Origin of the sequence: Trichococcus alkaliphilus (assembly GCF_003008695.1) — a bacterium.
Lineage (GTDB): Bacteria > Bacillota > Bacilli > Lactobacillales > Aerococcaceae > Trichococcus > Trichococcus alkaliphilus.
The window spans coordinates 1-24,754 of sequence record NZ_PXZT01000024.1 but is presented as its reverse complement, the minus strand read 5'-3'; the positions used below and the strand labels follow the sequence as shown (position 1 = coordinate 24,754).

At 48.7% G+C, this 24,754-nt stretch carries 19 protein-coding genes, 9 tRNA genes and 1 pseudogene; 7 read left to right on the top strand and 22 right to left on the bottom strand.

Features of this window, described 5'->3' with window-relative positions:
- Positions 1-77 precede the first annotated feature (77 nt).
- The 5 genes from C7R73_RS13580 to C7R73_RS13560 all read right to left on the bottom strand — a co-directional run bounded on the left by C7R73_RS13580 (position 78) and on the right by C7R73_RS13560 (position 8,090).
- A complete protein-coding gene (locus C7R73_RS13580; protein WP_106451006.1) occupies positions 78-1,046 on the bottom strand; it encodes a 3'-5' exoribonuclease YhaM family protein in 969 nt (322 codons plus the stop codon).
- A gap of 21 nt (positions 1,047-1,067) precedes the next feature.
- A complete protein-coding gene (locus C7R73_RS13575; RefSeq protein ID WP_161525961.1) occupies positions 1,068-3,893 on the bottom strand; it encodes an ATP-binding protein in 2,826 nt (941 codons plus the stop codon).
- Positions 3,874-5,133 carry a metallophosphoesterase family protein gene (locus C7R73_RS13570; protein WP_161525960.1) on the bottom strand — a complete coding sequence of 420 codons (1,260 nt, stop codon included), beginning with the start codon at positions 5,131-5,133 and terminating at the stop codon, positions 3,874-3,876. The genes C7R73_RS13575 and C7R73_RS13570 overlap by 20 nt, the downstream gene beginning before the upstream one ends.
- A gap of 213 nt (positions 5,134-5,346) precedes the next feature.
- Positions 5,347-5,697: a YlbF/YmcA family competence regulator gene (locus C7R73_RS13565; RefSeq protein ID WP_086985500.1), complete on the bottom strand. Its 351-nt coding sequence runs from the start codon at positions 5,695-5,697 to the stop codon at positions 5,347-5,349.
- A 293-nt stretch (positions 5,698-5,990) separates the two neighbouring features.
- Positions 5,991-8,090: a PBP1A family penicillin-binding protein gene (locus C7R73_RS13560; protein WP_106451003.1), complete on the bottom strand. Its 2,100-nt coding sequence runs from the start codon at positions 8,088-8,090 to the stop codon at positions 5,991-5,993.
- Positions 8,091-8,549: 459 nt separating this feature from the next.
- On the opposite strand from C7R73_RS13560, the gene C7R73_RS13555 reads away from it, so the two are divergent.
- On the top strand, positions 8,550-9,920 hold the full coding sequence (locus C7R73_RS13555; protein WP_106451002.1) for a hemolysin family protein: 1,371 nt from the start codon (positions 8,550-8,552) through the stop codon (positions 9,918-9,920).
- A 72-nt stretch (positions 9,921-9,992) separates the two neighbouring features.
- Here the strand turns inward: C7R73_RS13555 and C7R73_RS13550 are convergent, their stop codons facing one another.
- From C7R73_RS13550 to C7R73_RS13535, 4 genes are all read right to left on the bottom strand, one after another.
- Positions 9,993-11,525, bottom strand: a complete 1,533-nt coding sequence (locus C7R73_RS13550; protein ID WP_414718275.1) for a phosphohexomutase domain-containing protein — start codon at positions 11,523-11,525, stop codon at positions 9,993-9,995.
- Positions 11,526-11,657: 132 nt separating this feature from the next.
- Positions 11,658-12,167 (bottom strand): tRNA (uridine(34)/cytosine(34)/5-carboxymethylaminomethyluridine(34)-2'-O)-methyltransferase TrmL, encoded by a 510-nt coding sequence (trmL, locus tag C7R73_RS13545; protein WP_106451000.1) that lies wholly within the window; start codon positions 12,165-12,167, stop codon positions 11,658-11,660.
- Between the two features lie 26 nt (positions 12,168-12,193).
- Positions 12,194-13,351 carry a tRNA epoxyqueuosine(34) reductase QueG gene (gene queG / locus C7R73_RS13540; RefSeq protein ID WP_106450999.1) on the bottom strand — a complete coding sequence of 386 codons (1,158 nt, stop codon included), beginning with the start codon at positions 13,349-13,351 and terminating at the stop codon, positions 12,194-12,196.
- 254 nt (positions 13,352-13,605) lie between these two features.
- A complete protein-coding gene (locus C7R73_RS13535) occupies positions 13,606-14,463 on the bottom strand; it encodes a methyltransferase domain-containing protein (RefSeq protein WP_106450998.1) in 858 nt (285 codons plus the stop codon).
- A gap of 219 nt (positions 14,464-14,682) precedes the next feature.
- On the opposite strand from C7R73_RS13535, the gene C7R73_RS13530 reads away from it, so the two are divergent.
- From C7R73_RS13530 to C7R73_RS13510, 5 genes are all read left to right on the top strand, one after another.
- On the top strand, positions 14,683-15,093 hold the full coding sequence (locus tag C7R73_RS13530; protein WP_106450997.1) for an Hsp20/alpha crystallin family protein: 411 nt from the start codon (positions 14,683-14,685) through the stop codon (positions 15,091-15,093).
- Between the two features lie 147 nt (positions 15,094-15,240).
- A complete protein-coding gene (locus C7R73_RS13525) occupies positions 15,241-15,720 on the top strand; it encodes an RrF2 family transcriptional regulator (protein ID WP_338064725.1) in 480 nt (159 codons plus the stop codon).
- 19 nt (positions 15,721-15,739) lie between these two features.
- Positions 15,740-18,379, top strand: coding sequence for a YhgE/Pip domain-containing protein (locus C7R73_RS13520; protein ID WP_106450995.1), 2,640 nt, complete (start codon positions 15,740-15,742; stop codon positions 18,377-18,379).
- 345 nt (positions 18,380-18,724) lie between these two features.
- The gene (locus C7R73_RS13515; protein WP_106450994.1) at positions 18,725-19,078 is read left to right on the top strand and encodes a MerR family transcriptional regulator; all 354 of its coding nucleotides are present in this window, start codon (positions 18,725-18,727) and stop codon (positions 19,076-19,078) included.
- A 35-nt stretch (positions 19,079-19,113) separates the two neighbouring features.
- Positions 19,114-20,880 carry a 1-deoxy-D-xylulose-5-phosphate synthase gene (locus tag C7R73_RS13510; RefSeq protein WP_106450993.1) on the top strand — a complete coding sequence of 589 codons (1,767 nt, stop codon included), beginning with the start codon at positions 19,114-19,116 and terminating at the stop codon, positions 20,878-20,880.
- 121 nt (positions 20,881-21,001) lie between these two features.
- On the opposite strand, the gene C7R73_RS13505 is transcribed toward C7R73_RS13510, so the two are convergent.
- From C7R73_RS13505 to C7R73_RS13495, 3 genes and pseudogenes are all read right to left on the bottom strand, one after another.
- Entirely contained in the window at positions 21,002-21,739 is a 738-nt protein-coding gene (locus C7R73_RS13505; RefSeq protein WP_106450992.1) for an SDR family oxidoreductase, read from the bottom strand.
- Between the two features lie 150 nt (positions 21,740-21,889).
- A complete protein-coding gene (locus C7R73_RS13500) occupies positions 21,890-22,267 on the bottom strand; it encodes a MerR family transcriptional regulator (RefSeq protein WP_106450991.1) in 378 nt (125 codons plus the stop codon).
- Between the two features lie 153 nt (positions 22,268-22,420).
- Positions 22,421-22,693, bottom strand: a pseudogene (locus tag C7R73_RS13495) (family 1 glycosylhydrolase); the annotation flags it as partial.
- A 6-nt stretch (positions 22,694-22,699) separates the two neighbouring features.
- Between C7R73_RS13495 and C7R73_RS13490 the strand changes: the two are divergent.
- Positions 22,700-23,167 carry a phosphoheptose isomerase family protein gene (locus C7R73_RS13490; protein WP_106450990.1) on the top strand — a complete coding sequence of 156 codons (468 nt, stop codon included), beginning with the start codon at positions 22,700-22,702 and terminating at the stop codon, positions 23,165-23,167.
- A 78-nt stretch (positions 23,168-23,245) separates the two neighbouring features.
- Here C7R73_RS13490 and C7R73_RS13485 read toward each other — a convergent pair whose 3' ends face one another.
- From C7R73_RS13485 to C7R73_RS13440, 10 genes are all read right to left on the bottom strand, one after another.
- On the bottom strand, positions 23,246-23,734 hold the full coding sequence (locus C7R73_RS13485; RefSeq protein WP_106450989.1) for a GNAT family N-acetyltransferase: 489 nt from the start codon (positions 23,732-23,734) through the stop codon (positions 23,246-23,248).
- Positions 23,735-23,853: 119 nt separating this feature from the next.
- Positions 23,854-23,937, bottom strand: a tRNA-Leu gene (locus C7R73_RS13480).
- Positions 23,938-23,976: 39 nt separating this feature from the next.
- A tRNA-Cys gene (locus tag C7R73_RS13475) sits at positions 23,977-24,047 on the bottom strand.
- 32 nt (positions 24,048-24,079) lie between these two features.
- A tRNA-Gln gene (locus C7R73_RS13470) sits at positions 24,080-24,151 on the bottom strand.
- Positions 24,152-24,157: 6 nt separating this feature from the next.
- Positions 24,158-24,232 (bottom strand) — tRNA-His (locus C7R73_RS13465).
- 19 nt (positions 24,233-24,251) lie between these two features.
- Positions 24,252-24,322, bottom strand: a tRNA-Trp gene (locus tag C7R73_RS13460).
- Positions 24,323-24,355: 33 nt separating this feature from the next.
- Positions 24,356-24,436, bottom strand: a tRNA-Tyr gene (locus tag C7R73_RS13455).
- 13 nt (positions 24,437-24,449) lie between these two features.
- Positions 24,450-24,522, bottom strand: a tRNA-Phe gene (locus C7R73_RS13450).
- A 17-nt stretch (positions 24,523-24,539) separates the two neighbouring features.
- A tRNA-Asp gene (locus C7R73_RS13445) sits at positions 24,540-24,612 on the bottom strand.
- Between the two features lie 2 nt (positions 24,613-24,614).
- Positions 24,615-24,687, bottom strand: a tRNA-Val gene (locus tag C7R73_RS13440).
- Positions 24,688-24,754 lie beyond the last annotated feature (67 nt).

Here is a 24,754-nt window from a genome sequence, read left to right as displayed (position 1 = left end):
TCTGTAAAACTGTTTAAATATTTTACTGTCCTATTGACGGGTGGCATACCAAAACAAGCAGCCTTATGTCCTTTTTGTTATTGCCCTTCTTCAGTAGGTTGGGTAAAAACCGGCTTATAGAAGCTGCGGTTCTCCAACCCGAAAATACGCTCGCTGAACGTTCCCGGTGTCGTGCGCAGCAAAGCCGTATCGATCATATTGATGGAAGCATCCAAATTATCAAGGTGATGGATGATCTCGGCTTCCAAAAGATGCGGCGTCACCGGCGAACCGAATTCTTGCTTGCCGTGATGCGCCAGAACAATGTGTTTCAACAGAATGACTTCTTCACTGTCCTCATCGATGTTCAGGGACAGGCAGGCTTTGGTGATTTCTTCATCAATCAGGACGATGTGCCCGATCAGATTCCCTTTCAGCGTATACTCGGTCGACATGCTGCCGCTCAACTCGATCGTTTTTCCGATATCGTGGAGTATCACTCCCCCGTACAGCAAAGACTTGTTGACTGAAGGGTAATGTTGAATGACTGTTTTTGCCATCCGCAAGATCGATACCGTATGGAAACCGAGTCCGCCAACGATAGCGTGATGATGACGTTTCGCAGCGGGATACTCGAAAAATTCCCGTTGATATTTTTTGAGTATATGGCGGACAATCCGGTTGATCGGTGCGCTCGTGATCTCAAACAGGATTTGGCTGACTTCCTCAACCATTTCTTCAGATTTCAGCGGAGCACGCTCCATATAGAGTTCCGGTCGGCTTGGTTCCCCTTCGCGGGCGAGCCTTAGTTTTGTGATGCGCAGTTGAGGATTGTTCTGATACATTTCCCGTTTGCCGGTTACGGCAACGACTTGGCCAGCCTGGAATTGCTGGATGTCCTCCTCTTTTGCGTCCCAATACTTCCCGTCAATCTGACCGCTGCGGTCCTGAAACGTAAAGGCGATGAATTTCTTGCCGTTTTTTGCCAGACGGATATCCGCACTTTTGATCAGCACATAAATTTCAAAATTATCATCTATTTCGTGTTCATATATTTTTTTGGCCACCCCTATCAGCCCCTTTCACTCCTATTTTAACATGTATACTTGTTTCTGTGAAAATCGTTGTACGCAAGCGTCGTCGAACGTGAAAAAGAGCACCTGCACGTCTTCACTCAGCTCTTCAAGCAACGTAAACATGATATTTTTCCTGTCCTCATCGAAGTTCACAAAACCATCATCGATCAAGATCGGCATGCTGACGATATCGGCAGTATTCTTCACAAATGCAAGCCGCAGCGCAATATACAACTGTTCCACCGTTCCCTGCGACAATTCATTCGGTAAGAAGGTCGTTCCGTCCTTGCGCTGCACCTTCATGCCGTTCTTTTGGAACGCGATGCCGGTGTATGCACCTTCCGTCAACCGACTGAAAAAGGTTATCGTATCATCCAACATCAGCGGCAAGCGATCCTCTTTCCCGTACCGCAATGCCCCTTCGATCCATTCTCCGGCGGTAACCAAGCCGGCCCACTCGATGGCAAGGTCCCTCAGCTCGGTTTCGGCCAAAGCGAACTCCTGCAGCAAAGCACTGTAGGTCCCGCCTTCTTCCAATTGTTCCAGCTGATGCTTCAGTTCAACTTCCGTCCGTTGCAGTTTCGACAGCTCGCCTTTCAAACGCTGCATTTCAAGTTCATTCTTTTCGTAGAGGACCGCGCTTTTCTTCGCATCGCCGTAACGATCCAAGAGTTGCTCGCGACCATTGACCTGCTCATCCAGCAATTCTTTGCGCTTGAGGTTTTGCTCCTGCTTTTCCTTCAGAGACAACAACTGGTAGAATTCCGCTTCCGTTTTTGCGTTTGCCTGATCCAATAGCCGCTGCCTCTGTTGATGGGACTCGGCAAGGTCGCGTTGGATTTGCTCCAACTCTTGCTTCAGTTCATTGATCTTATCCTGAACATTCGAAGCCATATTTTCTTCCAAAATGACGGCATTCTGTATCTCGGAGAAGCGTGCGACCATTTCAGTGACTGTCAGATGTTCAAAATGGAAACGGCTGCGGATGAATGCAGTCTGATCGTTCCATTTATCCACGGCGAAATTAAGATTGCTCATTTCGGTTTCCTGATTGAGGATCAGGGCGGCCTTCTCCGCCAACACGGCACCGGGGTCCAATTGCAGGAGTTCCGTTGCCGTCATGCGCGCCGGATAGCCTTTCTGCTGCAGGAAGGTCGTCCATTCGGTTTGGAGCATATTTCCGCGCTCTTCCAGTTCTTCCCGGCTGTTCAAAAGTTCCAAAAACTTATCCTGCAACTCTTCGAGCTCTCTTGTTACAGCCGAGATTCTTTCCCGGACAGCGGCCTGCTTCAGAAATTGCTCCATCGCATTTTCGGAGGAGCCTTCTTGGAAGGCGGCATCCTTGATTGTCGTCTGAGGCTTCCTTCCCATCAGGAAAACGCCACCGACAGCAAGCAAAGCGGCCAACACCCAAGCAATTATCCTGAAGTCCGCCAGAACAAAGGACAGGACCACAAACACAGCCGCAGCCGCCAGTAACATCATGCCGAGCGGATTTCTTTTCGTTGGGGCGGGTGCAGCTATTCTTTGATTCGGCTGTTGCACATCGCTTTGCAGCGCGGCATACGCTTCATCAGTAAGCTTCTCGTGTTGGAGGCGAGTCTCTTCTTGCTGGAGGGTTTCCAGCTGTTCCTCATGAAAACCGATATTGTGATCCAACCGCAGCAGCTGTTCTTCGATCTGTCGGATGTCCTGCGCAAGCTGCTGCAACTGCCCGCGTTCTTCTTCCTTGAGCGGATCCGGAGCGGGCAGGGCCAGATTCAACCCCAAGGCCATTTTTTGTTTGGCCAAATCAGCCTTGTTGTTGCTGATCTCATTTTCCAGATAAGTGATCTTATTCAAATCCGCTTGCGTTTTGGCTGCACTGTGCTGCAAAGCCGCAAACTCCGATCGATGCGCCTTGTACCATTCCACATGGGCATATTCGCCCAACTGTTTCTGCAACTGCGCTAACCTTTCCTGGAGTTGCGTTTGCGCTTGGATCGACCCGGCCATTTTTTCCTGCTGGTTCTGCCACTGGTAACGGGCATCTTCCGGCACTTCGCTGTAGTCGACTGCCGTAATTTCCTTGTTCAGCCGTTTCCACTCCTGATAACTGTCCGCCAACCGCAGGCTTTCTGCGATTGCGGTTTGTTCCATTTCCAGTTCCTGTTGACGGGACAACAGCTCGGCCTGCTGTTTTTGGCTGTCCGATAAATGCAGCAGCGACGTCTCGTAAGTCGCATTCTTTGCTTTTGCTTGCTGAAGCTTCCTTTGCAGTTTTTCAGCAGCCTGTATCTTCTTGTTCAATGGCGGAACGCTGCCCGTCGGTTTGAATCGTTTCGCGGCTTCGTCACGGTATTCTTTGGCTAATTGCAGCAAACGCTCGCTCCCGCTTGTACCGATGCTCAACAGATAATGATTGAGCTCTTCTTTTTGGGTTTTTTTCAAGGAAAGCAGGCTGTCTATTTTGAATGTGTATAACGACTCGAAAGTCTCCCTGTCCATCCCCAACAGGAAACGCCCGAGATTTTTTGTCGTTTGTTGGACACCATCCGGCAGCGTAACGAGGGCTTGCCCTTTGTTGCGGTCTTTCACCCGTTCAACGATGACATCCCCGAACCGCGTGTCCTCCAAAAATAAGCGGCCGCCGTATGCTTGCGCTTGTTTCGGAACATACAGATTCTGATCTTTCTTGCGGGCACTCGGAAACCCAAAGAGGATGCTGTTGATGAAGGATGACAAGGTGCTCTTGCCGGCTTCATTTTTACCGTGGAAAATTTGCAGATCCTGCACATCATCAAAGGTTCGGTTCACCCATTTTCCGTAGCCGTATATTTCAATCTTCCGTATCTTCACTGTCTTCCTCCTCAAACGCGACCGCCTGCACCAGTCTGGTCTTTGCTGCAGCCAGCACTTCCTCTTTGAAGCTTCGGTCTTTTTTTAAATCAGGGAATGTCGTCCTCATGAGCGGATGTTGGAAAAAGTTATCCAGCTGTTGATAGAATACGTCATCGCCACTGATTTCCGTCCAACTTTTCGAAAAACTCTCCTTCATGACCTGATCAAAAGAAAACAGTTCCTTTTCTGTATCGACCGCAATTTTCAACTGATACAGATAAATGAAAGGCCGGTCCAACCGTTGTCTGACACCTTCCAGCATCTCTTCGTCCTCGATCTTTCTGATGACATCTGGATGAAGATCCTGGATGTCCGTGAGCAGCAACGACAACAAAACGCTCGATCCACTCTGGGAGCGATAGTGATCCATTCGTTCCTCGATGCGCGCGAATACATCATTCAGGGTTTTGCATCCAAGCAACGACACTGTCTCTTTTTCCCAAACGATCGGAGCCGTCGGGAGAAAAGCCAGCGTCGGCGCCATCCCTTTTTGGAGCGTCACCAAATAAGCGCCTTTCGCGTCGGTCTCGTTCGGATTGCGCCCTTGCGTATTGCCGCAATAGACGACAGGCGGAGCCGTCTGCAGCTGCTGCCTTTTGTGGATATGCCCCAGAGCCCAATAATCATAGTTTTTCGCGTTCAATTCGCCCAAAGAGAACGGCGCATAGACGCCTTCGGAAGAGTTCAAGCCTTCCAGAAAGCCATGAAGCATCCCGATGTGGTAATCAACGCTGTGATTCCGGTTCGGGTATTCGACGATCATCCGTTCCTCGACCCATCTGGAAGGGTAACTGAAGCCGGTGATGGCCACCCGCTCCCCTGCTTTAGTGGTAAGCATTTCGGTCGTGACCTCTTTTTCGAAGACCGTGACATTTTCCGGAAGTTGCAGTTTGAGTGCTTCCCTTCCGAGAAAATCGTGGTTTCCATGAGACAAATAAACCGGGATGCCGGAACGATCTAGCCGCCCCAGTTCATCCCTCAGAAAGGCTTGCGCCTTTACGCTCTGATTCTCCTCATCGTAGATATCCCCACTGATCAGAAAAAAATCCACTTCTGCCGCGATGGCTTGCGTCACCAATTCCCGAAAGGAATCAAAAGTGGACTGGTAAATGGCATCAAAAAGTTGCGGTTCCAGCTGTTTTATCCCCTTAAAAGGGCTATCCAGATGGAGATCCGCTGTATGGATAAATGTAATCACAAGCTGTCCTACTCTCTGCATTCTATGCTAAATCTGACAAATCAAATTTCCTTGGAATCGTTCATAAAAAATCAAAAAAACTGCGCCATTTCCGCCAAATATCGGATGAAGAACATTGGACGGCATTGATTGGCAATGCGTTGAAACCTGTCCTTATCTATCATCCGGCCATTCTTTCGGAAATGGTCACAGCTTATCGTCAAAAATTAAGTCTTAATCTTGTGCAGGCGCGTATAATTCTTGCAACGGTTTTGTGATGATGGCGTTGACTTCTTCCATCAACTGGCTCAACTGTTGTTCTTTAGCCATCAAAGATTGGATGACTTCGTTGCCTGATGCTCTCTCAGCGATTGCTTGAGCAGAAGCCACATCATCATCAGTGATCGCTCCGCCTGTCATTTGTTTTTGTTGTAGCCCGATTTGCACATTACGGAACTCCTCAAACAACTCAAAAGCCACTTTATCTTCTCTCATTGCAGCATAAGCTGAAGACAACTCAGTAAAAACAGAAGCCTCACGCAGATTTTTTTCCAACTCATAAGCCGTATCATAAATATTACTCATTATCCCATTCCTTCCATTCGCATATTACATAAACTATAACATTATCCGAACAATAAAGCCATCAAAAAACACGAAAATACGTTCGGAAAATAGAGCGTGATGAATCCCGGGTAGAAATCGAGCACTAAGAGGACTAACACAAAGCGGACGCTCTTTGTCCGTGTGTGGTAGTCAGCTTAGGCGGATATTTCTGGGATTCAGAACGCGTTTACGCAGAGCGTGATGATTCGCGGTTTGGGGATGAGCATAAAAAAAGACAAGCCATCGCAGCCTGTCTTCCCTTCAATCAATTTTTATTGCCCGAAAGCATCGTTGGCCCAATCAAACAATTTTTGCGAACCCTCGCCGATGCTCTGTCCGAACGAGCCCATTTCGTTCATGAACTCATCCAGACCATTTTTCAGCCCATTCATGATACCAGCATCATATGTTTCTTCAGCAGCAGCAACCGCAAATTCTGTCTGCGGGCTGATCGACAACAACGCGCCCATCTCGGCACTGTACAAATTCGCCATCGTCTTACCGGCGTTGTTCAGATTGTGGGCTTCATTGGTTTCGTCATACCCTAGCCAAGTGGCGACGACAAGGTCCGGTGTGTACCCCACCATCCATTGCGACTTGATGTAGCCAGTTTCCCGGTCAAGTTCCGTCGTTCCGGTTTTGCCGGCGATCACCATGCCGTTCGATGGTTGTGCCGATGCGCCGGTCCCGCCATCTGCATACACGCCCATTAGCATGCTCGTCATTTCCTCCGCGACTGCGGCTGTCGTGACGCGGTTTGTTTCCGGATCCGTATTATCCACAATCACGGCGCCGGTCGCATCGACAATCTTCGTGATGAAGCGCGCTTCCGTGCGCACCCCTTCATTCACGAAAGTCGTATAGGCACTGGCCAACTGCACTGGCGACACGCCGGTGCTCATCCCTCCGAGCGCGATCGCACCCAGATTTTCATCCGCTTCGCCGATGGATATACCGAAATCCGCCAACTTGGCGATCCCTTTTTGGATGCCCAACTTATCCAACAGCCACACTGCGGACGTGTTCTTGCTCTCGGCAAGCGCTTGGTACATCGGCAAAGTGTCATACAGACTGTTTTGGTCATAGTTCCAAACGGAATAATCGTCATCGCCGTAAGTCAACGAATCATCATCCATCACTTCCGCGTCGACTTCGTAGCCTGCCTCAAGAGCCGGCGTATAGACGGATAATGGTTTGATCGTCGAACCCGGTGCCATCGTCATCTGGGTCGCACGGTTGAAGGTCCGGAAACCTTCATAATTCGTTGCTCCGACGACCGCCAACACATCCCCTGTGGTCGGCTCCAAGGCAACAGAAGCGCTCTGCAGCAGAGTCCCGTCTTCTGCAGCCGGCAGATAGGCATTCGCATAGGCAGCATCCATTTGGGACTGATAATCCTGATCCAGACCGGTATAGATTTTGTAGCCCCGATTCAGCAGGTCCTCTTCATCCAGGCCGTAGGTATTGATGGCATCGTTGATGACCGCATCGAAATAGTAGGGATAGTTATAACCGCTGTCTGCATAATAGTTATCCACTACATAGATATCTTCAGAGATTGCGGCATCAGCGGTGGCTTGATCGATAAAAGCATTGTCCGCCAACAGTTGCAGGACGGTATTCCTTCTGTCAGTGCTCGCTTCATAATTATCGATCGGGTTGTAGTAGCTCGGCGACTTCAGAATTCCCGCCAGAACAGCAGCTTGCGACAAGCTGACTTCACTCGCTGATATTCCGAAGTATTTCTGCGAAGCATCCTCGACGCCCCACACCCCGGAACCGAAGTAGGCATTGTTCAGGTACATCTCAAGGATTTCGTCCTTCGTGTATTTGCTTTCGATTTCGAATGCCAGAAACAGTTCCTTGGCTTTCCGGATCAGCGTCTGATCCAGCGTCAGGTAGGCATTTTTGGCCAGCTGCTGGGTAAGAGTCGAACCACCACCGACGATGTTCCCGCCATTCAGCACGAAACCGACAGCGGCACGGCCGATTCCGATCGGGTCAACCCCTGTATGCGTATAGAAGCGCTTGTCCTCAGTCGAAACGACCGCAGTCTGGATGTTCGTCGAAATCTGGTCGATCGTCACGAATGTCCCTTTCTGCGAATAGAGTTCGCCGGCTTCATTGCCGTAGCGATCGTAGATGACCGTTGTCTGTTCCAGACCGGCCTTCAGGTTTTCGACATTGGCTGTCTTTGCCAAGAAAACGAGATAGGTGCTGCTGATCAATGTACCGATCAACAAGAATAATACGATAAATTTATTGATCCGGTATTTACGCCAGAGGTTTTTGCGTTTCTCGTTGAAACGGGCCCAACCGGCTTTGAAAATTTCCTTAAATGGTTTATTCTGCATTTTTTCATCCTTCTTCATTTTCTACATCCCCCCGGCTTGCTGAATGCCTTTGCGGTGCGCGTGGCAGTGGAGACACAACATCAGCTTTTCACATGAAAGCACATTGCGATAACAGGATTCCGTATCATAGTAACAGGAATCGCTCAAATAAGAAACCCGACTTAAGTCGCAGAAGTGCGCTCGTGTTGCAATTTCTCTATTTTGATTTATAATTTTAGCATAAGTATCGTTTTGAAATAACCGAATTTTGCTTAAATAATTATTAAGGTAGGTGGCACCAGTGGGACAGAACGCATCAGATGACAACCATCTGTAGACCAAAAGAATTTTCGAAAACGCGTATTTTCAGGGATTCTTTTGGTCGCTTTCATTTGTTTCAGCGTGAAACCAGAGATCTCGTGAAGAAATTTCCTATTCAGGATCATTATTTCACAGGAGGTGAAGTCTGCTGTCCTTAATGGAAGCAGACAATCAATTATGTCAATTACAACCGGCTTACTATTATTTTTCCTCATCCTTTTCATCGCTTCATTTTTCGTTATGTCCGAATATGTGCTCGTTAGGATACGTCCATCCCGGCTGGATTTCCTTGTTGAAGAAGGAAATCCGCAGGCAAAATTATTGAAAAATATGACCGTGAAACTGGACAGCTATCTTTCAGCGACGCAACTGGGGGTTACGATAACTTCCCTTGCTCTTGGTTGGTTAGGCGATCCTACCTTTAAACGCCTGTTCGATACGCTTTTCGGCAACCTGCCGATTCCCGATGCGGCCGCAACCATCCTGTCCTTCGTTGTTTCCTTCGCTGTGTTGACTTCCATCCAAGTCATCATCGGTGAACTCGTTCCAAAAAACGTCGCCTTGAGCCGCACGGAGAAAATGGGCCTGCGCATCGCAAAACCTTTGAACATTTGGTACCGCGTGATGTTTCCCTTGATATTTGTGCTGAACAAAACCGCCAATGGCATTTCCAAAGCGATCGGGATGAGAACCATCGGAGAATCGGATGACAATGTGTCCGAAGAAGAACTCCGCCTGATCATGAGCCAAAGCTTGAAAAGCGGAGAAATCAACCGCGAAGAGTACCAATTCGTGGAAAATGTCTTCAACTTCGATGAGCGGATGGCGCGCGAAATCATGGTTCCGCGTACGGAAATCGTAGCGGTGGACTTCAACATGTCGCTGACCGATATCGCGAAAGTCGTCCAACAGGAAAAATATACCCGCTACCCGGTCATGCGCGAGGACAAAGACTCGATTGTAGGCGTCATCAACACCAAAGAAGTCTTCGCCGCATTTGTCGAAGCTGTCCAAAACAAGGACGAAAGCAAATTCACCGTCACCGACTTCGTTCGCCCTGTCATCACGGTCATCGAAACGATTCCGATCAAGGAACTCCTGGTCAAAATGCAGAAGGAACATAACCAGGTCGCCATTTTGATTGACGAATACGGCGGCACAAGCGGCCTCGTTTCGATGGAGGACATAGTGGAGGAAATCGTCGGCGACATCAGTGATGATTTTGAAACGAAAGATCAACCCGAATTCATCATGCTTGGCGAGAACCATTACCGCATCAGTGCCCGCATGTTGATTGATGATGTCAACGACCTGTTCGGTTTGGACATCGACAACGAAAACGTGGATACGATGGGCGGCTGGTTGCTGGACCAAAAATATGACGTCAAGGAAGGCGAAGAAGTCGAATACCACGGCTACCGCTTCAAGGCGATCCAAAAAGAGAAAAATTCGATCATCGTCATCGATATCTTCACGACAAGGAAGCTGAAAAACCATGTCGACTTTGCAGATTCGGAAGAAACAGAAGGACCCGAAACAACAGAGTAAGCAAACGAAAAAGACTTTGCGGCAGGCACTCATATGCCTAACGCAAAGTCTTTTTTTGTCCTTCAAATTACATTAATGAAGATGCCCCGTATCCAACTCCGGACGGCCTTTGAAGAAAGGCAGCACGGTCTTCGCGATCAACGGTAGTTTGCCGACTGCATCGCTTTCGATCGTCCATACCAACAACGGTTCATGCTGGCTCAAACGCAGGATGAACCAGCCTTCCCCGTACTGGCCGCTCAGATTCACGCGCACGCCCTCAAGATGATCCGCAACCAATGCCATGTCCTCAGTCGCAGCGATGAAAGCTTCAAAATCCTTGATGATGGCATTGCCCACTTCAAAAATCGGTTCTTCGATGATCGTAAAGCGATACTCCATCGTTTCAGCCGGCTGGCCAAGTGTCGCGATCAGATCGCCCAGACGCTTTCCTTCAGTTGACAGCTGTGCATCGGCAATCAGCAATTTTGCGATCAGGTAGGCGCCATCATCCAAGAAATAGTTTTCCTTGAGTGCAGCATGTCCGCTTGTTTCGATAGCCAAGACCGCATTGGTGCCCGCTTCATTCAATTCGATGCCGCGATTGATGACGTTCCGGTAGCCGGTCAGATAACGGTCCTGGACCCCGCCAAGGCCCGTGATGAACGTCTCCAAATGAGCGGAAGTCGCGGAATTTGTTACGATCGTCGCACCTGGCTCTTCATTCAACAGCACCGCCGAAATCAAGGCAATCAGATTGTTGCGGTTGAACGCTTTTCCGTCGCTGTCGACGATCGCTGAACGGTCCACATCCGTGTCGAAGATGATCCCAAGATCGGCCTCATTGGCGATGACCGCATCCTGGATGCTCTTCATTGCTGCCTTGTTGTCCGGATTCGGGACATGATTCGGGAAAGTGCCGTCCGGATCCAGGAATTGGCTGCCGGCAGTGTCGGCCCCCAAAGGCTGCAGTACCCGTTCCACAAAGAATCCGCCCGCTCCGTTTCCTGCATCCACGATGATGTGTCGTCCTGTCAAAGGTTTCTCAGGATTTTCAGCTGAAGCGATGCCTTTGCGGATCTTTTCCTGGAGATCGGCTGCATAAGTCGAAAGCAGATCCATCTCGGTCACAACTGCAGCTTGTTCTTTCTCTGCGAATGCTTCCGGCATTTCGTAGGCGTATTCCAGAATTTCTTCGATATCTTCGTGTTCCGCTCCACCCGTTTTGGTGAAAAATTTCAGCCCGTTGTATTCAAAAGGAAGATGGCTGGCGGTGATCATGATTGCTGCATCCGTCGCGTAATCTTCGTACTGCGTCGACATGAACATCGCCGGCGTAGTGCAAAGGCCGACATCGATGATCTCGATGGCATACGGCGCCATGCCTGCCATAAGCGCCGTTTTGATATCCCCTCCGGATAAACGGCTGTCCTGACCAATCGCAATTTTGACTTTCTTTTCGCCGCTTAAGCTGATGTTTTTCCTTTTTTGAAGCCAGTCAACGAAACCATATCCGATGCGCGTCACTTTGTCCGCCGTCAGCGTCGCTTCATGTTTTTCTGTCGCTATCGCAATCCCGCGAACATCCGATCCATTCTGTAAGGCCAATAATGCAGCTTTTTCCATCATTCCATCCCCTTTTCGATTTTCCGTTACATCCATTATACCTATTCGACGGAAATAAAAAAAGAACGGCCGAAGCTTTTTTGCTTCGGCCGAACGGTTTGCGATTCAATCAGAAAAGCCGAACGGGTTCGTTCAACTCTTCAACTTGTCGTTCTCATAGGTGTGGGTCAATTCCAGATTGGGGAATCCTTGCTGACGCAATGCCTCATAGACGATCATGCAGGCTGTGTTCGAAAGATTCAGGGAACGCACATGCTCATCATTCATCGGAATGCGCAGACATTTTTCAGCGTTCTCCTGCATGAAAGATTCAGGCAATCCGGTCGTCTCTTTGCCGAAGATGAAGAATACGTCCTCATCCTTCGTGAAGTCGGCCTCGCTGTAGATGCGGTCGGCGAACTTTGTGATCAGATACAACTGGCGGTCGCCCAAATAGTCGAGGAATGCCGCCAGATCCGCATGATGGATGATGTTGACGTCATGCCAATAATCGAGCCCGGCACGCTTCAGTTGCTTATCGTCGGTTGAAAAGCCCAAAGGTTCGATCAGATGCAAAGTTGTATTGGTTGCCGCGCAAGTGCGCGCGATATTGCCTGTATTCGCAGGGATCTGCGGTTCAAATAGTACGATATGGTTAGTCATAAGTGAGACTCCTTTATTCTGTTATGTTAATCTGCTTCTTTGATTTCAAGTATTTTCAGATAAGCCTTCTCCATTTCGGCTTTGGTTTCTTCGTCCGTTTCGATTATAAGCCGTTCGGAGAAAAAAGCCAACAATTCCGGATTGACTTCGCGCACAATCTCAGCGATGGCCCAAGCAGCCGTTCCGCGCAGCACAGGCCGGGGATCCTGCTCGATCATCCGCAGCAGTTCCGGAATCGCCGTCCGGTCGCGATAATTCGCCAAAGCAATGACCGCGTTGCGCTGCAGCGGTTTCTTGCCGCGCCATGAACCAGCCAAATGTCCGAATTGTTCCTTGAATTCCCGATTAGAGATCGTCAGCATCGGCTGCAGCACAGGCGTGACGCTTTCCGGTTCCGGCTCCATTTCTGGATGCAGGTGATGATCCATGCCGCGATTATATGGGCAGACTTGCTGGCAAATGTCACAGCCGTAAATGACGTGGCCGATTTTTTGGCGGTACGCTTCCGGCATGTACCCTTTTGTCTGCGTCTGGTAGGAAAGACAGATGTTCGGATTCAATTGGCCGTTGCCAAGAATCGCCCCGGTCGGACAGAAGTCCACACAACGCGTGCATTCCCCGCAGCCGAAGACACCCGGTTCATCCGCAGGGAAAGGGATATCGGTGATGATTTCCCCCAAATAGACGTAGGAACCGAATTCGCGCGTGATCAATAGTCCATTGCGACCGATGAAGCCCAAGCCGGCACGTTGCGCCACCACAGTATCGATCAGCTCTCCGGTGTCCACCATCGGCTTGAAGCGGGCTTCCGGAATTTTTTCCTGGATGAAGGCAATCAAGCGGTCCATCCTATCGCGAAGGATGACATGGTAATCGGTCCCCCAAGAAGCCCGCGAGAAATTGCCGCGGCGTTCTCCGCGCACCCGCTCAGCCTTTTCGGTCATTTTGCTCGGGTAGGCCAGCGCAATCGAAAGGATCGACTGCGGTTTGTCGAATATCCGGTCCGGATAAATCCGTTCGTCCAGGACCGGGTGCTCAAAGCCGACCGTATTGCCCTTCGCATGTTGCTCCTTCAAACTTTCCAACATATATTCAAAAGGTTCGGCTGTCGTGAATCCCAGTTTGTCGATACCCAGTTTTTTGCTTTCTTCTATTATATCAGCCTTCAATGCGGCAAAATTCATTTTTCTTGCTCCTGACAGTCAGTATTTTGTGTACCGTTCGGTGCCTTCATCGAGCTCCGAAAAAGATTGCGAAAATACGCACAAAAAAACGTATCGTTTCGGTGTCAGGCACGGCGAATGCGATACGTTGGTCAAGGTCATTTTGTGGAACAAAACGATAATAATGGCTACAAAATGATATACGTATTATAGCATATCACACCGCTGTGTCAACATTTTTCGGAAACTTGGGCTATGTTCCAGTTACACAAAAATCAGATTACTTTGTTGGCGATCAAAAGTGTGACTGCAACTGTAACAGACTTCAAAGGATTTGCCGCTGCGTTTGCCAAAGCTGCTTCAGAGGCACCCCAGGATAATGGCGTCATCTCCATCAGCCAACCATAGCTTTTTGCATCAAGATCCACGGTATAGATGACTTCTTCGCTGACTGCATCCGGATAGATATCGTAGAATCGGTCCACCACTTGTTGATTGTCGTACTCTCGCTTTGTCGTGTCCAAGGCATACAATTGTTCCCTCAACTCAATCAAATACGCTGCATTCGGCACAACTTTGATAACCTTTCCGCCTGGCTTCAGAACACGGTCGAATTCCTGATACTGCGATGGTGAAAAAATGTTCAAGATGACATCAAAAGCATTTTTTGCAAAAGGTGAATGCGCCAGGTCGGCCACGCACCAGAATGCATCCGGGAAAAAGTTGCTGGCTGCCAACTGGATTGCATCCTTCGATATATCAAAGCCTATTTTTGTTCCCTTCAAGCCTTTTTCTGTCAAATAATGCAAATGTGACCCTTCTCCGCAGCCGACATCCAAGACTGTCGCCGACTCCGGATTATCGACATGGGCATAAACGGCATCCAATAACGGATAGAAAAAGCCGGCGTCCGCCAAATTTTTCCGGCTCGAAAGCATCTCTTTGTCATATTCATTCTGGCCGCCTTTCATCAACAGATGCAGCGTTCCCTTTTTTGATACATCAAAACGGTGTCCATTCGCACAGACAACACTATGCCCATCCACCGTTTCAAAGCTTCTTTTGCAGATAGGACACTGGAAAAGATTCCGATGCTGTCCCAGATAGAGACTGCCCGCTTCAATTTTTTTCATAATTAATGTTCCTTTCTCAGCCTCTTCCGGCTACCCGGTGCGAGGCATTCCCTGACTCAAAACTCCTCTAACAGTTTACCATACAACCCGTTTGGAATCAGCTTTTGCTTTCGTTATCGCACCTTTTGGAACCGGCTTCATTTTGATGGAATTCTGATGCTAGTAGGTATATACTGAGGATGAACAAAAGCTTCAACAAAAAGAAAGGAGATTTTTCAAATGTCAAATGAGTTACGCAAAAGCAACAGTTTCTTCGACCTGCTGTCGGATACCGGATCGATGTTCCAAAATCGTTTTTTTCAGGAAATAAAATTGGACGTACATGAAACCGAGGACAACTATCAAGTGACAGCCGATCTGCCCGGCTACAGCAAAGAGGATATCACTGTGGATTATGACAACGACATTCTCTCCATTTCAGCCGTCCGCAAATCGGAAAAAGTCGAAAAAGACGATAAAGGACAAATCATTCGCCAAGAACGTTCTTCGGGTTCCGTCCACAGGGAAATTTATCTGAAAGGCATCAACGAAGAAGATATTACAGCTACTCTGACAGAGGGCGTCTTGAACTTGGTGCTTCCGAAAAAAGAACCTAGTGTACTTACCAAACGTAAAATTGAAATATTCTGATTCCGCTTCTTTATAATAGCCGGGACAAACCGATTAGTGGTTTGTCCCGGCTATTTTTTTGAACCATGAAAAATAAAACTTGAACATACATCCATTAAGAGATAAAATACATCCATGGATAAAATATATCTACGAAAGAAGGCGAAAATGATGAAAATGAAAAGCGGCGTGGAACAGGCCATCTGCATTCTGATCATGCTGGCTACCCAAATCGATCGACGTCCGATCAAAAGCGCTATCCTTAGCAAGCGTTTGTCCGTCTCCGATTCCTATCTGAAGAAAGTGATGCGTTCCCTAGTCGTTTCAGGATTGGTCGATTCCGAAGCCGGCAAGGACGGCGGATTCAGATTGAACCGGACACCCGAAGAAATCACGATGCTGCATATCTATGAAGCGATCGAAGGAACGCACAGCTTTGTCAGGCCTACTAACCTAGCCGAAAAAGTCTTCCTGCGTGCGGAAAAAATCAAGGACAAAAAAAAGGAAGTCCTCGAGGTATTCTTCGATGCAGAGCAGCAATTCAAAGCCCGCTTGCAGAAGTACACACTCGATTCGCTCTTAGTCGAAGGCTCGGAAAGGGTCGGAACCGTAGATTGGGAATCCATCGTCCTGTCTGCAGAAATTTAAATGAAGGAAGTGCACGACCTTGTTGAAGCAAGAATGGAAGTCAATTTTCAAAACGAAAAAAATGTTGGTCATCCTGTTCGGGATCAGTTTGATCCCTTCCCTCTACACCGTCCTGTTTCTCAGTTCCATGTGGGATCCCTACGGTAAACTAGCCGAACTGCCGGTAGCCGTTGTGAACCAGGACAAGGCCGTTTCCTATAATGAGGAGACATTGGCTGTGGGCGATTCGCTCGTCGCCGGTTTGCAGGAATCCGATACCTTGGACTTCGATTTCGTCTCTCGGGAAGCAGCGGATTCCGGCTTGGCGGATGGCAGCTACTATATGGCGCTCACCATCCCAGAAAACTTCTCGGCGAACGCGACTACCTTGTTGGATGAAACGCCCCAGCAAATGGAATTGACTTACAGTACCAGCGCAGGCAGAAGCTATATCGCTTCAAAGCTCACCGCTTCTGCGGCAAACGAAATCAAGGACACCATCTCCGATGAGGTGACCGCCATCTATGCTGAAACCGTCTTTGGCGAACTGAAGTCTGTCGCTGAAGGGATGACAGCGGCAGCTGACGGCAGCGCGCAGCTAAGCGACGGGACCGTCCAGATCAAAGAGGGCAACGAAATCTTGACCACAAACCTCGAAACGCTTGCGGACAGCACCCTCACCTTCCGCGACGGTGCCGAGACATTGGCGGTCGGCCTGCAAACCTATCTGGATGGAGTCGCCCAGTTGGATGCCGGCGCGTTGGCGTTGAATAATGGCGCAGCCAAGCTGACAGCCGCTATGCCGGCATTGCAAACAGGCGTCGGTAAACTGAATGACGGCGCAGTTGCAACAACTGAAGGCAGTGCATCGTTAAGCACCGGGCTTTCCCGTTTGGCGACGAACAGTCTCACGCTTTCGACAGGTATGGACACCTTGAACAGTGGCATGAGCCAACTTTCAGAAGGCAGTGCATCGTTGAATGCAGGCTTAGCGGCACTTAACACGAGTCTCACCAGTGCGGAACAACAAGCAAAACTTACTGCATTGCAGAGCGGGCTCGACCAAATGAAAAACGGCATCGAAACGCTTGACAGTCAACTTCAGCAATCCAGTCTTTCATCGGATTTGGCGACCGCCCTATCCCAATTGGACGGCTTAGCCACCACGATTGCATCATTTCAAACCGAACTCAATACTATCACGGCTGCTGCGGATCCCGTCAGCAATACCGCAGCCATCATGGACTCCATCGCACAAAGCGGTACCGAATTGACCCCTGAACAGGAAGCAGCCGTCAGCCAAGCTGTCTCTGCACAGCTAGCGATCATCGCAAATGAACAAGCCGGTTCAATCCAAACAATCACAAACGGGCTCAACAGCCTGTCTGAGCTGAGCGAAATCGAAGCTTCTGCCATCGGGCAACAAGTAGCCACACTCAAGTCCAGCGTCAGCAGTCTTTCTGCCGGCTACGCAAATGTCTACGCTGGAGCGACGACGCTTGTATCGGGCTTTGGCCAAATCGGCCAATCCAGCCAAATGCTCTTATCCGGTGCCCAATCATTGCAGACCGCCATCGGAAGCGCACAAAACGGCTCCCAAAAACTGGCTGACGGGATGACCCAACTTACTGCTGGTTCCGAACAATTGGCTGTAGGCGGACGGAACCTTACGGAAGGTAACGCACAGGTAAGCGCCGGCCTACAGACCCTGAATGAACAGACCGGAACCCTTGCGTCAGGCGCAACGGAACTCCAGAATGGAACACAGTCACTGGCCGACGGAACTATGCAGCTAGTCGAAAACGGCAGCCTGCTCGTCGAAGGAACCGGACAGCTTACAAATGGTGCTGTTAAAATAAGCGACGGCTCCCGTCAATTGGCGGATGGCTCAGAGCAACTGAATGCCGGGTTGACCACATTGTTGAGCGGCACAGATGAACTCAGCTCAAAACTGTTTGATGGCAGCAACGCGCTGAACGAGGTCGATGCAAACGAGAACACCTACGCGATGATGGCTGAACCGGTCATCGCGAACCAAATTGAAACGGCGCCAGTCGTCAACAACGGCACCGGGATGGCACCCTACATGATGTCCGTCGCCCTCTTCGTAGGCGCAATCAGTTTGAACCTGATGTACGACAGCTTTACCCCAAGGAAATATCCAAAAAACGGCATCAGTTGGTGGGCCAGTAAAATATCTGTGCTTGCGGCAGTCGGCGTTTGCCAAGCACTCATCATGGTCGGCCTCCTCTTGAGCGTCAATGGATTGGCCCCGTCCTCGATCGGAAAAATGCTTTTGGTCACCATTTTGACTGCGCTCGTATCGGTGTCGATTGTCATGCTTTTCAACCTGCTGTTTGATAAAGTTGGCTCCTTCCTGATGCTTATTTTCCTCATCCTGCAGTTGTCGGGATCCGGTGGCACTTATCCGATTCAGTTGTCCAACAGCTTCTTCGAGGCGATCCATCCCTACCTGCCGATGACGTATTCGATCGATGCTTACCGCCAGTTGTTCGGCATCGGCGGAAGCCTCTCCACGGATCTGTTCATCCTGTTAGCGATCCTGATTGTCTTCAATCTGTTGATCATCCTCTTTTACAAGACAAAACGGAATACATTGCAACAGGAAGACTTCGAGCACGAGGAAAAATCGGCCGCTCTGGAAATCCAAACTGCTTAAAAAGACTCTATGAATGTCAAAACACGTACACCGGTAGATAGGATGTGCGTGTTTTCTTTTTTCTTTTCTGGGTGCGTACAGCACCGAGGACGGTAACGTACGCCTGCTCCGGTGAGCGGTGGCTTCGGCGGAGGTCAGCCAATATTCTGTTTGCCTTCTCCGTTGGGGAAAGCCTCGCCGGAGGTATAGCTGAAAATTACTGCTGTACTCCTGCGGGTGCTCCGCTCACAGGAGCTGAAGTCCATTTACATTTTATCTATTTGAAAATTTCGCTTGACTTAACCTTCACTTTAAGTTGTAAGCTTTAGCTATCAAACAAGTTATTCCAATCAGGAGGTGAAAAGCATGAATATTTCAGAAGCAGCAGTAAAATCAGGACTGACAGCGGTAACCTTGCGCTATTACGAACGGATCGGGTTGATCCCGCCCGTGACCAGGGGCAACGGTGGCGTCCGGTTATATGAAGAATCCGATCTTGGCTGGATCGATTTCATCAAGTGCATGCGCAATGCCGGCTTGTCCATCGAATCTTTGATCGAATACACAGCTTTGTTCGATCAGGGAAAGGATACTGTCATTGCCAGGAAGGACATCCTGATCGAAGAACAGAAAAAAATGCAGGAACGTTACGACGAACTAGGCAAAACACTGGAGAAACTGAACAAGAAAATAGAACACTACGAGCAGGACCATTCTTGAGCACTGCACAAACAACCAAAAGGAGCGATTTTGATTTGCATACATTACAAACAACAATCATCGACAAAGTGAACAGCCCCGCAGACGTGAAGACATTGAACCTCGTTGAAATGGAGCAATTGGCTGGAGAGATCCGCTCATTGGTATTGAACAAGGTCAGCCAAGTCAGTGGCCATGTCGGACCGAACTTGGGTGTCGCCGAATTGACGATCGCCTTCCACCATGTTTTCGATTCGCCAAAGGACAAGATCGTCTGGGACGTTTCCCATCAGTCCTACCCTCACAAAATTCTGACTGGACGCAAACATGGCTTCGTCGATAAAAAAAACTTCCATTCCGTCACAGGCTACACTTCCCAGCACGAAAGCGAACATGACTTCTTTACTGTTGGGCATACTTCCACATCCATCAGTCTCGCTGTCGGCATGGTTAAAGCTAGGGATTTGAAGAAGGAAACAGGAAATGTCGTTGCCTTGATCGGGGACGGTTCCCTGAGCGGCGGTCTGGCCTTCGAAGGTTTGAACAACGCTGCAGAATTGGGGTCCAATCTTATCGTTATCGTCAACGACAATGAAATGTCGATTGATGAGAATTTCGGCGGCCTTTACCGTTCCTTGTCCGAGCTGCGTGCAACAAATGGAGAAGCATCAAACAATCCATTCAAAGCATTGGGCTTCGAATACCGCTACGTCGAGGAAGGAAACGATTTGGCGAAAATGATCGAAGCATTCCGCGAGATCAAAGACATTGGCCATCCGCTTGTGCTCCATGTCCACACCGAAAAAGGCCACGGTTACGAAAAAGCCACTCAGGAAAAAACGAACTACCATTGGCGTTCACCTTTCAATCTGGAAACAGGCGAAAGCTTGAGAAAGTCTGCCGGGGAATCGTACAATTCAATCATCATGGATCATCTGATCAGAAAGGTTGATGAGGACGAAATGAAACTGGCTGCCATCAATGCAGCCATCCCTGGCATGTTCGGCCTGAATGCGTTCAAAGCCGCGCATCCGGAACACTATTTCGATGTCGGCATCGCCGAAGGGCACTCGATTACGTTTGCGGCCGGACTGGCTTCCCAAGGCGTCAAACCGGTTGTCTTCCACTCGAGCACCTTCCTGCAGCGAGCCTATGACCAATTGTCGCACGATTTGGCTATCAATGGATTGCCGGCTGTCCTGATCATCGGCGGCGGGAATATATCTGGTGGAGCGGTAACGCATCTGGGTCTGTTCGATATTCCATTGATAAAAAGTATTCCTAATTTCAACTATCTTGCGCCGACAAGCAAGGAAGAACTGCTTGCGATGCTGGAATGGGCTTTGCAACAGGAAAAAGGCCCAATCGCCATCAGATTGCCGAACGGGCCTGTCGTATCCAGAGAAAATACATTGGCAGACTTCCAATCGCCAACCTACGAGATTCTCCGCAAAGGCAAAAGAGTGGCAGTCCTGGCATTGGGTTCTTTCCTTTCCCTCGGCGAGCAAGTCGCTGATCAGATGAAAGCTGAGGCCGGCGAGGAGATCACCCTGATCAATCCGCGCTCCATCACCGAAGTCGATGCTGATACGCTGAAAGGACTGGAAGCAACCCATGACCTGATCGTAACGCTCGAGGACGGTTCCTTGGCTGGTGGCTTCGGTGAGCAGATCGCTTCCTTCTATGGAGCCTCAGCTGTCAAAGTTTTGAACTTCGGTGCGAAGAAAGCATTTACGGACAATGTTCCGCTTGAAACACTGTATGAGGAATTCCATCTGACACCTGAGTGGATCGTAAAGGATATGCTGGCAGCCTTGGCTTAAATCATTTTACGGCATTTGCCTGGTCCAGATAATTTCATCATTACCTAAAAAATCCCTACCGACGTTGAGCTGTCGGAAGGGATTTTTTGGTTTCCTTATTCACCGTCCTGCTGGTTCCTTGTTAAATCGATTGTGTTGTCGGACGGACAATCATTTCACTGACGGACATGCGATCTGGTGTGTCGATCGCAAATACTACTGCCATAGCGATATCTTCCGACGTCAAACCCCATTCAATTTGTGCTTTATGCACTTCATCGGCAATCTTGCTGTCGCTGATCGTTTTGTACAATTCTGTTTGCACAGCCCCCGGGGAGATGATGGTCGATTTGATATTATTCTTGCGTTGTTCTTGACGCAATCCTTCCATGATGGCGCGCACAGCAAATTTTGTGCCGCAGTATACCGCTGAATCAGGGTAAACGACATGCCCTGCTACCGAATCGGTCGAAATGATGTGACCGGATTTTTGCTCTGCCATCAATGGAAGCACAGCAGCAATGCCATTCAACACACCCATGATATTGATATCCAACATTTCTTTCCACTCGTCGCGGCGACCTTCAACCAGTGGCGCGGTAGGCATAACACCGGCATTATTGAACAGCACATCGACATGGCCGTAAGTTTCGACAGCCCAATCGACCACTTTTTTGACATCCTCATAGTTGGATACGTCGGCAGTTTTGTAAACAAGTTCAGCATCCGGCAATGAATTTTTGATTTCAGCCAGGCGGTCTTCGCGACGTGCCGCAATCACAAGTTTTGCCCCCTTTTCGGCCAATAGCCGCGTGGTCGCTTCCCCAATTCCGCTAGAAGCACCCATGATTATGACCACTTTTTCTGTCAATGAATTCATTCTATGTTCCTCCTCTGATTCTTTGATAGTTTGACTTTAACACTTAACCTTAGCGTTAAGTCAAGCCTGATGGCAATTTCTTTTGTGAATCATAACGGGCTTCATGCTGTTGTATTGTTTTTTTTCCAACTATGAAAACTGTAGATATCTTTAATGCGGGAGACTATCTTCGGAAGCCTTCAGATTGCCTTCGAAGCTTTTGATTTTTCCGTTCAGCCTCTCGATCGTTTCACTGATTTCCTTCTGTTTGGCAAGCAGTTGATCTCTTTCCCTGATTAAAATATTTTTGCGCGCTTCATCCGACTGTGTACCATCTCTGAACAGTGTCGTATATTCTATAAGCGACTCGACCGACATCCCCGCGCTGCGCATGCATTTGATGAAATCTATCCAACCAAGATCATCCTGTTGATAATCCCGGACCCCGCCATTTTTCCGGGTAACCGGAGGGATCAGGCCTTCACTTTCATAATAACGCAGCGTCGCGGCTGTTAGCCCTGTAATTTTTACTGCTTCAGATATATTCATAACTTCATCACCCTTTCTCGCATACAGTATACAACAAAAGGACTAGGTTGGCGCCAAAAGAAGTCTGAAAGATCTCCCACCCACAGTGGTTTCTTTCAGACTTCTTTTTTTTGATCATATATAGGAAAATTGAAATTTATGCCTCTGAATTACCTACAGAGCAACTGTTGCTGCCGTTGGAATTTCCAGGTTTTCGCTGGACAAGTCCAAACCGTTCGTTTCGATCACTTTTTTGTACCAGTAGAATGATTTTTTCTTGGAGCGTTCCAAAGTGCCATTGCCTTCATCATCGCGGTCCACATAGACGAACCCATAACGCTTGCTCATCTGACCAGTGCTGGCGGCTACCAGGTCAACACAGCCCCAAGTCGTATATCCCAGCAACTCGACCCCATCGATTTCGACAGCATCGGTGAACGCTTCGATCGAAAAATGGCTACGATCGGCAAAATTGTCGAAGTGGCTCCTCCTGGCGAAATCGGTATAATCGCTTATTCACTGACCAATAAGGACGCCGCCATCGTCATCTCGTACTCAGGAAATGATGTTTCCCGGGAACCGATGAAATTCATACCGGATATGAATTCAAAAGGTGTGAAACTCATCGGTATAACAAGCGATGGGTACAATTATATGAGACAGGGGATTGATACCGTTCTGACCATTTCCTCCAGGGAGGGACTCTACAAAAAGATCAGCAATTTCTCTACCGAAGAATCGATATTGTTCATTCTAAACGTGCTCTACGCTTGCTTCTTCTCGAAAGAATATATAAAAAACTACACCTACAAACTAAAGAATTCGATAAAACTGGAAGAATCCCGCCGTATTCGGCAAATGGATCTGAAGGAATATATTGCGTTCCCGGTAATAGATGCAAAAAAACTTTCGTCGCAATAAGGATTGATTGCGACGAAAGTTTTTAAATTCAGGCAGAAGTCTATCTTGGTATTCCCTATCCACTTGCGCGATTTCCACTCAGGTCAATTCCAAATAAAACGGAATGATGTCCATAAAAGTGTCGTCATCCATTTTAAAGCCACCCGGAATGGTCCCCAACTCTTTGAAACCCAGCTTTTTGTAAAGGCTGATTGCTCCTTTGTTGTTGGCGACTACAGCATTGAATTGCATGATGCGGAATCCAGCCGCTTTAGCCATCTCCAACGAATGCACCACAATTTTCTCACCAATGCGCTTCCCTCTTTGATCAGCTTTAACAGCGTAAGAGGCATTCGCGATGTGTACGCAACGTCCGATATTGTTCGGATGAAGAATATACAAACCAACTACTGTGCCATCTTCTTCCGCCACGCCAGTAAACGTCTGTTCCGCGAAAAAGGCTTCCGCCTCCTTTATTGATAAGCCGTTTTCTTGAGGAAAATACTTACCTTCCATAACAACATGATTCCAAATTTTGGTCATTGCCCCCAAATCATAGATACTATATTTCCTGATTACGATATCCATCACCCTACCCACTTTCGCATACAAATTCACTGGTTATATTATAACTCAATCTACAATTCGCTATACAAAAAAAATAAGCTTGCAACGATGAAATCATCGTCGCAAGCTTATTTATGTGATACCGGCGGCCGGGGTCGAACCGGCACGCCCTTGCGGGCACTGGATTTTGAGTCCAGCGCGTCTGCCAATTCCGCCACGCCGGCATGATATGAAGAATGCAATTTTCCATCTTACTCATGGAAAGGCGGTAACCGGATTTGAACCGGTGATAGAGGTTTTGCAGACCTGTGCCTTACCACTTGGCTATACCGCCGAGATGTTACTATTTGAAAATGTTTGAAAAAACTGGGCTAGCTGGATTCGAACCAACGAATGACAGAGTCAAAGTCTGTTGCCTTACCGCTTGGCGATAGCCCAATAAGAGGGCGACTGATGGGAATTGAACCCACGAATGCCGGATCCACAAACCGGTGCGTTAACCACTTCGCCACGATCGCCATGATATTAATTTAAAAAACAGGGGTAGTAGGACTTGAACCCACACTGACGGTTTTGGAGACCGTAGTTCTACCTTTAAACTATACCCCTATGGTACAAATTTGAAATTTAATCCAAAAAAAATGGAGGGAGGCAGATTCGAACTGCCGAACCCGAAAGAGCGGATTTACAGTCCGCCGCGTTTAGCCACTTCGCTATCCCTCCATCATATAAAAAATGGTCCGAGACGGATTCGAACCGCCGACACCTTGAGCTTCAATCAAGTGCTCTACCAACTGAGCTATCAGACCTAAATAAAATTTAAAAACGGCTCCGACGGGATTTGAACCCGCGATCTCCTGCGTGACAGGCAGGCATGTTGACCCCTACACCACGGAACCAATGGAGGTTGACGGGATCGAACCGCCGACATTCTGCTTGTAAGGCAGACGCTCTCCCAGCTGAGCTAAACCTCCATAATGCTGGTAATAAATGATCCGTACGGGAATCGAACCCGTGTTACCGCCGTGAAAGGGCGGTGTC